The sequence below is a fragment of the Roseovarius sp. MBR-51 genome (assembly GCF_053628575.1).
Map to the genome: position 1 here is coordinate 1 of NZ_JBRJGQ010000035.1, position 13227 is coordinate 13227.

At 59.2% G+C, this 13227-nt stretch carries 15 protein-coding genes, 1 tRNA gene and 1 pseudogene; 4 read left to right on the forward strand and 13 right to left on the reverse strand.

The genetic code is table 11. From position 1 onward, the window contains the following. The 9 genes from ACSSVY_RS21780 to ACSSVY_RS21820 all read right to left on the reverse strand — a co-directional run. On the reverse strand, nucleotides 1–239 hold a 239-nt coding region (locus ACSSVY_RS21780; protein ID WP_454272063.1), incomplete at its 3' end, for a c-type cytochrome. Further along, nucleotides 223–1506, reverse strand: coding sequence for a sulfite dehydrogenase (gene soxC / locus ACSSVY_RS21785; RefSeq protein ID WP_454272065.1), 1284 nt, complete (start codon nucleotides 1504–1506; stop codon nucleotides 223–225). The genes soxC and ACSSVY_RS21780, both read right to left, overlap by 17 nt. A 26-nt stretch (nucleotides 1507–1532) precedes the next feature. Then, on the reverse strand, nucleotides 1533–3230 hold the full coding sequence (gene soxB / locus ACSSVY_RS21790) for a thiosulfohydrolase SoxB (protein ID WP_454272067.1): 1698 nt from the start codon (nucleotides 3228–3230) through the stop codon (nucleotides 1533–1535). 99 nt (nucleotides 3231–3329) lie between these two features. Further along, complete coding sequence (gene soxA / locus ACSSVY_RS21795) at nucleotides 3330–4187, reverse strand: sulfur oxidation c-type cytochrome SoxA (RefSeq protein WP_454272069.1); 858 nt, start codon at nucleotides 4185–4187, stop codon at nucleotides 3330–3332. Between the two features lie 26 nt (nucleotides 4188–4213). After that, nucleotides 4214–4543 carry a thiosulfate oxidation carrier complex protein SoxZ gene (soxZ, locus tag ACSSVY_RS21800; protein ID WP_454272071.1) on the reverse strand — a complete coding sequence of 110 codons (330 nt, stop codon included), beginning with the start codon at nucleotides 4541–4543 and terminating at the stop codon, nucleotides 4214–4216. 22 nt (nucleotides 4544–4565) lie between these two features. Next, nucleotides 4566–4982: a thiosulfate oxidation carrier protein SoxY gene (gene soxY, locus ACSSVY_RS21805; protein WP_454272073.1), complete on the reverse strand. Its 417-nt coding sequence runs from the start codon at nucleotides 4980–4982 to the stop codon at nucleotides 4566–4568. 39 nt (nucleotides 4983–5021) lie between these two features. Continuing rightward, complete coding sequence (gene soxX, locus ACSSVY_RS21810; RefSeq protein ID WP_454272075.1) at nucleotides 5022–5492, reverse strand: sulfur oxidation c-type cytochrome SoxX; 471 nt, start codon at nucleotides 5490–5492, stop codon at nucleotides 5022–5024. Between the two features lie 107 nt (nucleotides 5493–5599). Continuing rightward, entirely contained in the window at nucleotides 5600–6178 is a 579-nt protein-coding gene (locus ACSSVY_RS21815) for a thioredoxin family protein (protein ID WP_454272077.1), read from the reverse strand. 15 nt (nucleotides 6179–6193) lie between these two features. After that, nucleotides 6194–6931, reverse strand: a complete 738-nt coding sequence (locus tag ACSSVY_RS21820; protein ID WP_454272079.1) for a cytochrome c biogenesis CcdA family protein — start codon at nucleotides 6929–6931, stop codon at nucleotides 6194–6196. 79 nt (nucleotides 6932–7010) lie between these two features. Between ACSSVY_RS21820 and ACSSVY_RS21825 the strand changes: the two genes are divergently transcribed. The 4 genes from ACSSVY_RS21825 (at nucleotide 7011) to ACSSVY_RS21840 (ending at nucleotide 11373) form a co-directional block, all read left to right on the forward strand. After that, nucleotides 7011–7379 carry a hypothetical protein gene (locus ACSSVY_RS21825; RefSeq protein ID WP_454272081.1) on the forward strand — a complete coding sequence of 123 codons (369 nt, stop codon included), beginning with the start codon at nucleotides 7011–7013 and terminating at the stop codon, nucleotides 7377–7379. Nucleotides 7380–7408: 29 nt separating this feature from the next. Continuing rightward, nucleotides 7409–7723 carry an ArsR/SmtB family transcription factor gene (locus ACSSVY_RS21830; protein WP_454272083.1) on the forward strand — a complete coding sequence of 105 codons (315 nt, stop codon included), beginning with the start codon at nucleotides 7409–7411 and terminating at the stop codon, nucleotides 7721–7723. Between the two features lie 38 nt (nucleotides 7724–7761). Continuing rightward, complete coding sequence (locus ACSSVY_RS21835; RefSeq protein WP_454272085.1) at nucleotides 7762–8811, forward strand: YeeE/YedE family protein; 1050 nt, start codon at nucleotides 7762–7764, stop codon at nucleotides 8809–8811. Between the two features lie 705 nt (nucleotides 8812–9516). Next, nucleotides 9517–11373, forward strand: a complete 1857-nt coding sequence (locus tag ACSSVY_RS21840; RefSeq protein ID WP_454272086.1) for an ABC-F family ATP-binding cassette domain-containing protein — start codon at nucleotides 9517–9519, stop codon at nucleotides 11371–11373. A gap of 158 nt (nucleotides 11374–11531) precedes the next feature. On the opposite strand, the pseudogene ACSSVY_RS21845 reads toward ACSSVY_RS21840, so the two are convergent. The 4 genes and pseudogenes from ACSSVY_RS21845 to ACSSVY_RS21860 all read right to left on the reverse strand — a co-directional run. Next, nucleotides 11532–11633: pseudogene (locus ACSSVY_RS21845) on the reverse strand (hypothetical protein); the annotation flags it as partial. A gap of 65 nt (nucleotides 11634–11698) precedes the next feature. Beyond that, on the reverse strand, nucleotides 11699–12496 hold the full coding sequence (locus ACSSVY_RS21850) for a M23 family metallopeptidase (protein WP_454272087.1): 798 nt from the start codon (nucleotides 12494–12496) through the stop codon (nucleotides 11699–11701). Nucleotides 12497–12747: 251 nt separating this feature from the next. Next, the gene (locus ACSSVY_RS21855; RefSeq protein WP_454272089.1) at nucleotides 12748–12930 is read right to left on the reverse strand and encodes a hypothetical protein; all 183 of its coding nucleotides are present in this window, start codon (nucleotides 12928–12930) and stop codon (nucleotides 12748–12750) included. A 203-nt stretch (nucleotides 12931–13133) separates the two neighbouring features. Then, nucleotides 13134–13210, reverse strand: a tRNA-Met gene (locus ACSSVY_RS21860). Nucleotides 13211–13227: the final 17 nt, after the last annotated feature.

Consider the following 13227-nt stretch of genomic DNA (forward strand, 5'->3'; position numbering starts at 1 on the left):
CCTTCGGCGAAATCGCCGTGGCAGACCGCGCAATGCTCGCCAAAAACCTCATCCCCGGTCCAGACGTCGCCCGATCCTTCGGGGAGGCCGCGCCCATCGGGCATGACCTTGACATCCCAGGCTGCGATTTCCTCGGGCAGGGCGGGGCGGCCAAGACCATAATTCCCGGCCCAGAGGGCGGTTGCCGTAGCACTCAGGGCAAAGCCCGTGATCAGTGTAAACTTAAGAAACCTCGACATTTTCTGCCTCCCCGTTGGGCCGCACCCACCATGTCTGAATACAGTTGTTGTGATAGACCGAGTTCAGGCCGCGCACCTCGCGCAGTTGCGCCTTGGTGGGCTGGATATAGCCGGTCTCGTCCATGGCGCGGCTCTGAAGCAGCATTTCCTCGCCATCCCAAGTGGTGTCGAGGTAAAAGCGGGTCAGCGCCTTGGCCTCGCCCGGTTTGGCGAGACGGGCGGTTTCCCATGTCTTGCCGCCATCCTTGGACACATCCACACGGGTGATCGCGCCGTGGCCAGACCAAGCGAGGCCGGTGATCACAAGCGGACCCTTGCCATGCTTGATGGGCGACTGCGGGCTGGGCGCGGTGATGACCGATTTGGCATCCATCACCCATGTCCATTTGCGACTGGTGCCGTCGGCCAGCGTGTCGGTGTATTTGCTGGTCTCTTCACGGCTCTCGACGGCGGCGTCGGTCACTTCGATGCGGCGCAGCCACTTGACCCACATGTTGCCTTCCCAGCCGGGCACGACAAGGCGCACGGGGTATCCATGCTCCTTGCGCAGCGCCTCGCCATTGGCCTTGAACGCGACGAGGCAATCGCCAAGCGCCTTGGCCATGGGAATTGAGCGGCCATTGGACGAGGCATCGGCCCCCTCGACATAGACCCACTTATCCTTGAGATCGCCCGCCGCATCCAATCCCGCCTCTTCCAACAGGGTGCGCAGAGAGACGCCAGTGTATTCCATGTTGTGAATCATGCCATGGGTGAACTGTGCGCCGTTCAATTGCGCGCCGGCCCATTCCATGCCGGTGTTGGCGGCACATTCGCAAAAATAAACGTGGTTTTCGCGCGGGAAGCGCTCGAGGTCTTCGTAGGTAAAGACCAGCGGCGTGTCGACGAGGCCGTTGATCATCAGGCGATAGTCCTCTTTCTTGAGGTCAATCGCGCCGGAATGGTGCCGCTCGAACGCGCAACCCTGCGGCGTGATGGTGCCGTCGAGTGCGTGAATGGGGGTAAAGTTGATCGAACTGATCGGATCGGCGGTGAGCCATGGCACATTGCGCCGCACGACATCCGCCTCATATTCGATGGGCAGACCGTATGGGGTGGCATCCACCCCGTCACCAAGGCTGGTGGCCCAAGGCTGCACCTCGGTGATCAGCGGATCGGGTGAGGCGGACTGTGCGGCCCCTGCCGCAACGGCCCCTGCCGCCGCGGCCACGCCACCGCGCAAAAAGGCGCGCCGTGAGGTGGGTTTGCCTTTGAATGTCCCTGACATCTCAAATGCCTCCTTTCAGCAAGTCGTTACGCGCCAATCACTTGGACGCTGTTATTGGGGGTGACACTGACCGTGCCGAGTTTGCGGATGTGGCTTTCGACCACGTCCCAAATTTCGGGGCCTTCGGTGTTTTCATTGACCGAAGCCCAACCGGCGACGACGTAGGATTTCGCCGGATCGATCGCCTCGCCGGTCTTGAGCAGGGTCATGTCGCTGATCCGGCTGCCCTGCGGCTGGTTGATGTCGATTCGATAGCCCATGCCGCCGATGCGCACCATGTCACCGCCCTGCTGGTAATAGGGGTCGGGGTTGAAGATGTTGTCGGCGACGTCCTCAAGAATGACCTTGATGAATTCACCGGTCATTTCAGAGCGATACGCCTTGCCATAGGTCATCGAGGTGACGTTGAAGAGATCCTCGCGGGTGATGTCCTGACCGGGAATGAGGCTCGGGCCCCACCGGACGCCGGGGGACATGGCGATGTCGGCCTCACGTTCGGACAAAAGCGCGTCGCAGATCAGGTCATCCCAAGTGCCATTGAAATTGCCACGCCGGTAGAGCAGGCTGTCGGTCTTTCCGATCACCTCGGTCAACTGGTCGAGATAGGGCGCGCGCTGTTCCTCGATGAGGGCGGCCACCTCTTTGTCAGGCTCGATCACGTCCGAGAAGATCGGGATCAGTTTGTGACGGAAGCCCATCATCCGGCCATCGCGCACATCAAGATCGACGCGGCTGACGAATTTGCCGTTGGAGCCAGAGGCGACGATGATCGTCTCGCCGACGAGCGCGGGCTCGGGCAGGGCGTCATGGGTATGACCTGACAGGATCACGTCAATACCCGTAACGCGGCTGGCCATCTTTTTGTCCACGTCAAAGCCATTGTGGCTGAGGCACACGACGAGGTCGGCCCCCTGCCCGCGCACCTCGTCCACCATCGTCTGCATGTTCTCGTCGCGGATGCCAAAGGAGTATTCGGGGAACATCCATCCGGGGTTGGCAATCGGCATATACGGGAAGGCCTGACCGATGACGGCGATCTTGACGCCGCCTCGCTCAAAAAACTTGAAGGGCGGGAAAATCTCGACCGGCTCGTCCCATTCGGCATCAAAGATGTTTTGACCCAAGGCGGCAAAGGGCAGGCTCTCGACGATTTCCTGCACGCGGGCGGAACCGAGGGTGAATTCCCAGTGAAAGGTCATCGCGTCGGGTTTCAGCGCGTTCATCACGTTGACCATGTCCTGACCGGCGGTTTTGTAGCAGGTATAAGAGCCATGCCATGTATCTCCGCCATCCAGCAGGATTGCATCGGGGCGATCCGCGCGGATGGCGTTGATCACGGTTGCGACGCGATCAAGCCCGCCGACCTTGCCATAAGACTGCGCGAGGGCACTGAAATCGTCAGCGGACAGGGCGTAATGCGAGGGGCTGCCATCGTCGATGCCATAGAGCTTGCGGAAATCGGCTCCGGTGACATGGGGCACGGCCCCCTTGTTGCCGCCCACGCCGATATTGATTGACGGTTCGCGGAAGTAGATCGGTTTAAGTTGGGCGTGAATGTCGGTGATATGGATCAGGCTGACATTGCCAAAGGTGTCGAACTGCAACAGTTGATCCTGAGTCAACGCCTGCTGCGCCGCCAGTTTCGCCCAGTTGCCAAAAGAGGACGCACCAAGGATGGCCGATGCCGCCATGCTTGTCTGAAGAAAATCACGCCGCGAGATCATGATGGACCTTTCCAACTCCCGCACCTATCACATGCGGATTCTTGAATGTTTCTGGATATGGAAAACCCCGCCGACACGCAGTCAGGCGGGGCATTCCGATTAGTTTCGGATCGACGGACCCTCGACCGACAGGCCATTGCCGCGCGACGCGACATAGAGCTCGAGCGCGATAAACTCGGGGCTGCCTTCGGCAAAGGTCTCCGCACGCGTATCACGAATGCAGCCTTTGAAGCGGTCGTGGGCACCGTTCAGCTTGGTGTTCTTGAGACGATAGGCCGGAAACCCGTTGATCTGCCCTTGGCTCAGGTGATCCGCGCGGATCATATTGCCATAGTTCTGCTCGTGGCAGTTGGCACAGGACAGCTCGAGTTGACCATAACGGGTGTAGTAGATTTCCTTGCCCTTTTCCCAAGTGGCCTGAGCGGGACCGTCAATCGCCACGTTAACCGGCATGCCGCGTGACACAGAGGCCAGCAATGCGGTCATGTTGACCATATCGCCGCCGCCATACTTCCACTTTTCAGCGCCCATCCGCTCTGTTCGGCAGGCGTTCACCTGCATTTCAAGCGTGCGCACTTCGCCAGCGGTCTCGTTCCACTTGGGATAGACGGCGCGAACGCCCTTCATGCTCTCGGCAGAATCGCCATGGCAGCTTGCGCAGGATTTACCCTCGGTGCCCTCGGCGGTTTCCCAGGTCGTCATGGCATTCTCGACAAAGATCATGCCAGGATTGTCGAAATCGTCCGCCTGCATCGCGCGGGTGTCCGACTCGCGGAAATGCCAGCCCGACAGCACTTCGTCGAACGTATCCGCAAGATGCGCGGGCGCAGCGGTGCGGGTGGTCATCTCGATTTCTTCGTTGACGACAAGGGTGTCATCGACGGGGTCCGCAAAGGCTGCCCCCGCCAAGAGCGCGGTTGCGCCAATCAGACTGGTAATCCGTCCTGTTTTTTTCATTCTCGTCCCTCCCTTGACGATTGACCTTACTTCAGCGCGATCGGCTTGGTGTCTTCGTAGACCGAGCCATCGTCATCGTACCAAGTGAACTTGAATTCACCTGCTTCGGACACGGTGGCCGCGAATTCGATGTAAGGGTTGGTCGAGATCGCGGGCTCCATGGTCACGTCGACGACGCTCTGACCGTTGAACTCGCAGGTGAACCGATTGATGATCGAGCGCGGGATGATGTTGCCTTCTTTGTCCTTGCGCTGACCGGATTCCATCGGGTGGCTGATCAAGGTCTTGATTGCGACCGCTTCGCCTGCGGCTGCCGATTTCGGGACCTTGACGCGGGGTGTAACGTCTTGTGCCATTCTCGTTTCTCCTACCTATGCCTCAGCCGCCGCAGCCGCCGATTGTAACCTTGACGTTGCTCGATGCCTTAGCGAAAGAGCCGTCGCTCATCTTGGCAATCGCCACCACGTCCTGCGTGCCCGCAAGACGGATGCGGGTGGACGCGGTTTGCGATGCGGCTAGCGGGCCAAATTTGAAGGTGGCGACACCGGGAGTCGGATTGCCCGTGGCCAGCACTAGGATTTCAACCGCACCGGGGGCCGCGACCTCGATCGGCACAGTATTGCCGTTCTCGGCGATTTCGGGGGCGGTCAAGGTGATACCGCTGTCGCCCATGGCAGCGCCGCCGGTGAATTCGGCGATACGGTCCTCGGCGGCAGCGGTGGCGCGCATGGGCAGGCCAAAGGCAACAAAGGCCCCTGCCCCCATGATCATCACGTTGCGTCGTGTCAGTGTCATGTTCTCAAGCTCCTGATCTTGGTCACGCTCGTGGCGCGATCACTCTTTGAGGGTCACCAGATAGGCAACCACGTCTTCAACTTGCTGAGCGGTCAGCAGGGGGCCAAAGGTGCCGTCTGCCGCCTCGCCGGTGAACGCATTTCCCGGGCGCGTGTAACCATCCGTCCGATAGAAAGACGGCATCAGCGAATCAGGAAACATCATCTTGGCATTCGCAACGATGCCGCGCAGTTCCGCTTCGCTCCACCGGGACCCGGCACCGTCCAGCATGGGACCGATTTCGCCCTGAAACGGAACATCGCTCATGTCGGTGATTTGATGGCAGGCGACGCAGTTACCAAGCCCGCGGTCCGCCAGCACTTCGCGCCCGGCGGCCGGATCACCTGCAACGCCTGTAAGCGAGTTAGCAATCGCACCATCGGTAAATTTGACATCCGTCGGCGCTACTTCGGCCGCTGATGCGCTCAATGCCGCGCAGATCAGCGACACCGTGAGAATTGATCGTTTCATGCGTCCTCCCTAACACATTCAGATTTCTGTATATCATAGAGCACAATCGCGCGGCCACACAACAATAAATTCTTATTCTTGAATTTATTCTCTGCCCTCACGCTGGGTCACTGGGATTCTCCAGCCCCGCGTTCGGCGATGCGGCGGGCGTGATAACGTTGAAAATCTTCTTCGGTATCAAGTGCGTAGCGCTTTTCCTGAACCCATGTCAGCAAGTCCAGCGTGGTATCCGGGCCAAAGGCACCGGGCATCATCGCGACCGCCGCCTGTGCTGCTGTCTGGTCCTCGGCCACCTCTTCCGGAAGGAACAGAATCGAGGGGGTAAAGAGCAGACCCCATTTGCGCGCCGCCTGTTTCTCGCTCAACGATTCACCGTCGAAATCGACGACCTCCAGATCGCCATGCAGGTTGAGCTGCACGACGAAATAATTCTCGCGGATGAAATCGGCGATCTCGGAGCGGGGAAATACCTCCTCGTGCATCTTGGTGCAGTAGATGCAGCCGCGCTGTTCGATCATCACCATCAGACGCTTGCCCTCGGCATTGGCATCCGCCAAGTCCTCGCGCAGGTCCTTGAAGGTATCGCGCATCCAGTCAGTCTTGTGCAGGCCATCGTCACCCAATTCCGCCGCAGCCAGAGGCAGGGCGAACAGGGCGGCGGCCAGCAGGATCAACACTCGGGACATCATGTTCCTCCTCGATCAGATGTTTTGAAAGGCTGGAAATGTCTCCAGCATCCATTGGGCGATGTAATTGACGCTGTCGGTGGCAATGAGCGCGGCAAAGACGATCAAGAGCAATCCCATCGCCTTTTCGACCTTGGGCAGGTGGCGGCGAAACTTCGACGCAAAGCGCAGGAACGGCCCGATAAAGAGTGAGGCCACCATGAAAGGCGTCGTCATAGCGAGGCCAAAGACCAAGAGGAGCACCAGCCCTTTCATCGCCGTAGCCTCGGTGCTGGCGGTAAAGACCACCGCCGTCAGCACCCCGCCCACGCAGGGCGTCCAGCCAGCGGCAAAGGCGAAACCCACCACATAGGCCCCGAGCACTGACATATTCTTGGTATCGCCCGCCTCCATCTGGAACACGCGGTTGAGAAAGGCTATGCGCAGCACACCCAGAAAATGCAGCCCGAGAACCAGCACGACGAGAGCGGCGAAGAGGCGGAATTCAGTCTGAAACCCGCGAAACGCCTGACTGAGACCAAAGGCGGCCGCCCCCAGCAAAACAAAGACTGTAATGATTCCCGCCGAGAACATGACCGACGCGGCAAAGGCGCGACGGCGCACTCCGGGGGCAAGACGCCCATCGGCGCTGATCTCGGACATCGAGGCACCGGCCATGTAACTGAGATAAAAAGGCACAATCGGCAGGACGCAGGGCGAAAAGAACACGATCAATCCCCCGACGAAGGCGCTGAGCAGTGAGACATCGAACATAAGGCATCCTCAGACGGGTTGATCCGCAAACACATTCAAACTATCATATGTTTTATTCTGTCCGTCAATCGGAACACCGATGCATACGCTCGTTGCCTTTCTCGTGAGCCTCTCCCTGACAGTCGGCCTGATTGGGCCACTGTCAGCGGCTGAACTGGTCATGGTCGAGCGGCATGGCTGCCATTGGTGCGAGCAGTGGAATGCCGAAATCGGGCCGATTTATTCCAAGACGGTCGAAGGTGCGCGCGCGCCGCTGCGCCGCGTTCAGATCAAGGACCTGCCCGCCAATGTGGAATTTGTCTCGCCACCCGTCTTTACCCCCACATTCGTGCTCGTGGACGAAGGCCGCGAACTGGGCCGGATCGAGGGCTATGCGGGCGATGAATTCTTCTGGTTCATTCTGACGAATCTGCTTGACGCGCATCCAGACGCGACAGCATTGCCCTGACAATCTGCCAAGAAGCGTGGTCAAAGCCAATGGACGTTACCCAACACAGCCTCAACGCCATGCACAGCCACGCCTGTGACGCCGCAGAATTTCTCAAGGCGATCAGCCATGAAGGGCGCTTGATGATCCTGTGCCATCTCACAACCGGCGAGAAATCCGTTTCAGAACTGGAGGAATTGCTCTCGGCCCGGCAGGCGGCGGTGTCGCAACAACTCTCGCGGCTGCGGCTGGAGGGGCTGGTCTCGCCAAGACGTGACGGCAAGGCCATTTATTACAGTTTGACAGACGAGCGCGCGATGCGGATCCTGACCGTGGTCTACGATATGTTCTGCCGCAAACCCTGAGCGGCTGTGGCAGGCGCGTGATCTGGGGAGGATGGCCTATGATTACCGAGATTCCTGATCCGCTTCTGATCACACTCGCGGCGTTTGGCGGCGGCGTCCTTCTGGGGCTTGCCGCGCGCGTGGGTCGGTTTTGCACCTTGGGCGCGATCGAGGACCTGCTCTATCAGGGCAGCGACACGCGCCTGCGCATGTGGGGGGTGGCCCTCGGTGTTGCCGGGGTGGCGGCCTTCGTCATGGCCGCGCTCGGCCACTTCGAGATCGCCGAAAACGTCTACTGGCTTACGCCCTGGTCACCGGCGGCGAGCGTTCTGGGCGGGCTGCTGTTTGGCTACGGCATGTCGATTGCCGGGAATTGCGGGCATGGCGCACTGGCACGGTTCGGCGGCGGCGATCTGCGCGCCTTCGTGATCGTGCTGGTGATGGGGATTTCAGCCTATGTGATGATGTCTGGCCCGCTCGCGGCGCTGCGCGTCACGCTGACCGAGGCGACGAGCGTGGGCTGGGAGACGCGCAGCTATGCCGAGGTGCTGGCACAACTCACCGGCCTGCCGATGGTCTGGGCGGGGCTCCTGCTATCTGGCGGCATCCTCGCACTGGCACTCGGCTCTCGCGCGTTCCTCGCGCGGCGCGCTGCGGTGTTCTGGGGAGCCATGGTCGGGCTTGCCATCGCCTCAGGCTGGGCCGCGACATCCTATGTGGCCACCCATGGTTTCATGGCGCAGCCGGTGATCTCGCATACCTTCTCCGCACCGCTTGGCGACACCATTCTCTATCTCATGACCGCGAGCGGCGGCACCGCCTTCGGTTTCGGCGTGGCCTCGGTCTTCGGTGTGCTTGCTGGGGCCTTTGTCGGCAGCCTGTTCAAGGGTCATTTCCGCTGGGAAGCCTGCGAGGACCCGCGCGAGTTGCGCCGCCAGATCCTCGGCGGCATCTGCATGGGCTTTGGCGGAGTGATCGCGGTCGGCTGCTCGATCGGTCAGGGCATGTCGGCCTTTTCCGTGCTGGCGCTGAGCGCGCCGGTCACACTCGCCGCCATCTTCGCCGGGGCGGCGCTCGGCCTTCGTCAGTTGATCACGGGTTTCGCCTGACGGTCAACGTCACCTCGCATGTCGCGCGGCACATTGCCTTTGAACCTCAGAACCTGCTTCAAGACTACCCGATCATTTTCATGGCTGTTGATAACGCGACCGGAATCCTCTTCATTGGGCCCTCTGGTATGCGGTGCGCGCCCGCAAAGGCGCGATGAAGGTTAAGTGCTCGGGGCATTTCAAGGACGGTCCAAGAGAGGAGGATCAATCTCTCATTCTACGAAACGCCTATTACCTGCAAGCAGCCCTTGGACGTTGAGCCATGGCTTCGGCCACCCAAACGCAAAAATCCCCCTGAGTTTTCAGGGGGACTTGCAAAACGTTGACTTGGCGGTGACTCGTTTTTGCGCGGTCTGTACACAAGTGTTTTTATCGGGTTCTAACCATTTGGAAAGGTTAGGGAATTTGGTTGCGGGAGGGCGCAGATGCCGTAGCCTACCAGATCTAAGGTGCGTAGTTTAAATACCTAAGCAACCTCTAGCCATCCGCGAAATTACAACATCTTGACGAACACTACCTAACCAACGGTGCGCTCACTGAACTGATGGGACATGTTGTGAGTTGGTTTATAGCTTATCAACAAAAACTTGGCTTTGTGTTTTCCCGGATCACCTGCATTCGACAATACTGGTTAGCAAGGGCGGTGCGAGGCATTTTCCAGGCTGAGGTCATTGAGCATGACGACGAAATCTGCGATCAAGCCGTGTGCTGACAATTTCAGGAGTAACCTACTCGATCGGTGGCCAGCCCCTGTTTCAGGCGGCGTCAGCCGATATACCCGCAGGCCATAAGGTCGGGCTGGTTGGCCGGAACGGTACGGGCAAGACGACGTTGTTTCGATTGATCCGGGGTGAATTGCCGCTTGAAAGCGGCCAGATCGATTTGCCTGTCAATTGTCGGATCGGCAGCGTCGATCAAGAGGTTCCGTCGAGTGACCGCAGCTTGCTGGACACCGTGCTGGATGCTGACACCGAACGTGCGGCCCTGATGGCCGAGGCGGAAACGACCACTGACCCGATGCGCATCGCCGATGTCCATACAAGGCTTGCCGATATCGACGCATGGTCGGCCGAGGCACGCGCCAGCACGATCCTGAAAGGTTTGGGGTTTAACGGAGAAGCACAACAACGTGCCTGCTCGGAGTTTTCGGGCGGCTGGCGCATGCGCGTAGCCTTGGCGGGTATATTATTTGCACGCCCTGATTTGTTGTTGCTGGATGAACCAACAAACTATCTGGACCTCGAGGGGGCGATTTGGCTCGAAAGCTATCTGCAGACATACCCCCATACCGTAATCATCATCAGCCATGACCGCGCTTTGCTGAACAATGCCGTGGGTGCGATCCTGCATGTCGAAGATCATAAGCTGACTTATTATCAAGGGCCATATGATCAATTCACCCGCCAAAGACAGGAACAACGCGCGGTGCAAGCCGCACAGGCGCGCAAATACGAACAGCGCCGCGCCCATTTGCAGGGCTTTGTGGATCGGTTCCGCTATCAGGCGAACAAGGCCAAGCAAGCGCAGTCGCGGGTAAAAATGCTGGACAAGATGACCACCATTGCTGCGCCTGACGCCCTGAAGTCGCAGTTTCTGACTTTTCCTACGCCAGAGGAACTGTCACCGCCGATCGTCAATCTTGACAATGCTGCCGTGGGCTATGACGGCCCGCCGGTTCTGCAACGGCTGAATCTACGTATTGATCAGGATGACCGCATCGCGTTGCTGGGCCGCAATGGAGAAGGCAAATCAACCTTTGCCAAACTGCTAGCCGAAAAACTGCCGCTTTGCGCCGGGGTAGTGACCCGCGCGGCAAAGCTGCGCGTCGGTTATTTCGCGCAGCACCAGATTGATGAGCTTGATCCCGATGCCACGCCTTTGCAGCATCTGACCAAAGCGCGCCCCGATGCCACCAAAGCCTGGTCGCGGTCGCGTCTGGCTGGTTTCGGCCTGACTGCCGAACAGGTCGAAACCACCGCCCAGCAATTATCAGGCGGTGAAAAGGCACGGCTGTCGCTTCTGCTGGCGACACTTGATGCGCCGCATCTGTTGATCTTGGACGAGCCGACAAACCACCTTGATATTGAAGGTCGCGATGCGCTGGTCGAGGCGTTGACGAAATATACCGGCGCAATCATCCTTGTCAGCCACGACATGCATTTGCTGGGTCTGGTCGCGGACCGGCTCTGGCTTGTGCAAGGCGGCTCGGTGACGCCATACGAGGATGATCTGGTCGCCTACCGCGATCAGATGCTGCACGCCCCCAACGCGCCAGTGGAAAGACCCAAAGCCGCAGCACCCACGCGCCTTTCACGGGGCGAGATCACGGCGTTGCGTGTCGAGGTTCGCAAATGCGAAAGCCGCCTCGCCAAGCTGAACGAGATGCGCGATCAACTGGCGGTGAAATTGTCGGACCCTGCGCTCTATGATGCTGAAATGGGGACACAAGCCGAAACCTGGCAAAAGAAATATGCCGAGGTTATGGACGGTATCGCGCGGGCTGAAGGCCTTTGGACCGACGCGGTGGAAGAACTGGAACGGGCATTAGCGCAGACGCGATAGCCACATGTATCGTTTCTGCTGGCTTTCGAGGAAGACCCCAGCTGTTCGGCTCTCATGCAAGGTCCCGTCCCCAGCATTGGGCCGGGACATGCCAGGTCCAGATCTTCGGGTCGGATGCTGACGGTCACAGCATCATCGGCGCTGGTCAACCGTGCGACCAGCGCCACAGCACCGGAGCCGTTTGCTGCAATGGTCCAGCCTGTGCCGGACAACGCCAGCAAACCGCCCGACGCGCTGGCGCGGCCGTTGAACAGATTCATGGCGGGGCTGCCGATGGTCTGCGCCACGTAAAGGCTCGCCGCTTCAAATCATCGAATGCAAGTCGCTAACCGTTGGCCGCCAGCAGACCTGCCAACTGATCACGCGCTGCTTCGATCATCACAGACACATTAATCTGTCTCTGTGTCCCATCACCGATCCGAGACAGGCGCGTATCAGTGAGCGGCGGCACCGGAAGACCTTCGATAACGACTTCATAGTGAAGATGCGGTCCGGTGGATGTGCCTGTCGATCCGACATGACCAATTTCATGACCGGCAGGGATCCGTTGGTCAACTTCCAGCGTTTCGTTCACCGCGCTCAAATGCGCGTAGACGGTCTGAATGCCTTGAGCGTGCTCGATCTCGATCATCAGCCCATAGCCGCTTCGACGTCCGATGAACGAAACGCTGCCAGATTGTGTAGCATGGACCGTCGCCCCTTCTTCGGCGGCGAAATCCACGCCCTGATGCATCCGCACATTGCCGTGGACCGGATGCTGGCGCAATCCAAACGCCGAGCTGAGTCGTGCGCCTTTGATTGGTTGAACGAAGGAGAGTAGAGGGCCGCCATCCTTGAAAACATGGGTCTGTCTATACGCGTCGCCCGGCCAAACGACCTCATATTTCTCTTCGCCCAAATCGAGTTCGACGAAGTCGATGATGGGTTCACCTATAACGCGATCATCCAAACGGTTTTCGCGCCAGACCACGCGCAGATGCTCGCCCCCGACGAGTTCGCGCTGCAAATCCAGCGTACCGGCGAAAATCAGCTCCAGATCGGTGGCGAACCGGGTCGGAATATCAGCCTTGTCCAAGGCGGCGTATATGGAACTTTCGATCTTTGTTTCGGCAGCTTGACGCATGGTCTCGAGTTCAGGTGGCAGCACACTGACGGACGGCGCTTCTCCAAAAACCGCCTGAATACTGACCCCGTTGTCGATTTCCAGCGTTGCCAGGCGAGGCAATCCATCTCGTTGCAGTTCGAGATCAAGCCGATGGCCCGGTTTCAACTGTCTGAGTTCGAATTCGGACCCGATCGCATCGGACACGACAGCACGGGTGGCGGTATCGAGGCCCGCCTTGGCAAGGAGGACGTCAAGGCTTTCCCCGGAGCTTACGACGCGGGACCATGTGACATGCTCTTCCAATGCACGAAGACACGCTTGAACGCCTTGGTCTTGGTCAAGCCGATGGCACCGTGGTCCTGCGCGTAGCGCAGTGTCAGCAGCGCCGCGCGCAGCAGGGGCGAATGCGCGAGGGCGGGATGGTCATCGGGAAGGGTACGGAACTCGATCATGGCGAGATGCTGCCACAAGGATTTCGGCCGGGCCAGACTCAAATGGTCGATGACCGCAAATTTGGGATTTATGGTAGGTGATTGATTTCCCCACACTTTTTCACCGCGACTCTTCGAACGTTGATGTGGCGTTGATGTAAAACGCGAAAGTGCCTGCGGTATGAATATACCTCAGGCTATGCGTTTGAATTATTTCCGGATTTTGGTTGCGGGAGTAGGATTTGAACCTACGACCTTCAGGTTATGAGCCTGACGAGCTACCGGGCTGCTCCATCCCGCGACAGTGTTTTGCCTGTT

Excerpts from the sequence above, each read along its gene's own strand:
- soxZ (WP_454272071.1), bottom strand. The coding sequence starts at position 4,543 with ATGGCACAAGACGTTACACCCCGCGTCAAGGTCCCGAAATCGGCAGCC.
- ACSSVY_RS21815 (WP_454272077.1), bottom strand. The coding sequence starts at position 6,178 with ATGTCCCGAGTGTTGATCCTGCTGGCCGCCGCCCTGTTCGCCCTGCCT.
- soxC (WP_454272065.1), bottom strand. The coding sequence starts at position 1,506 with ATGTCAGGGACATTCAAAGGCAAACCCACCTCACGGCGCGCCTTTTTG.
- ACSSVY_RS21830 (WP_454272083.1), top strand. The coding sequence starts at position 7,409 with ATGGACGTTACCCAACACAGCCTCAACGCCATGCACAGCCACGCCTGT.
- ACSSVY_RS21825 (WP_454272081.1), top strand. The coding sequence starts at position 7,011 with ATGCATACGCTCGTTGCCTTTCTCGTGAGCCTCTCCCTGACAGTCGGC.
- soxA (WP_454272069.1), bottom strand. The coding sequence starts at position 4,187 with ATGAAAAAAACAGGACGGATTACCAGTCTGATTGGCGCAACCGCGCTC.
- ACSSVY_RS21850 (WP_454272087.1), bottom strand. The coding sequence starts at position 12,496 with ATGCGTCAAGCTGCCGAAACAAAGATCGAAAGTTCCATATACGCCGCC.
- ACSSVY_RS21820 (WP_454272079.1), bottom strand. The coding sequence starts at position 6,931 with ATGTTCGATGTCTCACTGCTCAGCGCCTTCGTCGGGGGATTGATCGTG.
- soxB (WP_454272067.1), bottom strand. The coding sequence starts at position 3,230 with ATGATCTCGCGGCGTGATTTTCTTCAGACAAGCATGGCGGCATCGGCC.
- soxX (WP_454272075.1), bottom strand. The coding sequence starts at position 5,492 with ATGAAACGATCAATTCTCACGGTGTCGCTGATCTGCGCGGCATTGAGC.
- ACSSVY_RS21835 (WP_454272085.1), top strand. The coding sequence starts at position 7,762 with ATGATTACCGAGATTCCTGATCCGCTTCTGATCACACTCGCGGCGTTT.
- ACSSVY_RS21855 (WP_454272089.1), bottom strand. The coding sequence starts at position 12,930 with ATGATCGAGTTCCGTACCCTTCCCGATGACCATCCCGCCCTCGCGCAT.
- soxY (WP_454272073.1), bottom strand. The coding sequence starts at position 4,982 with ATGACACTGACACGACGCAACGTGATGATCATGGGGGCAGGGGCCTTT.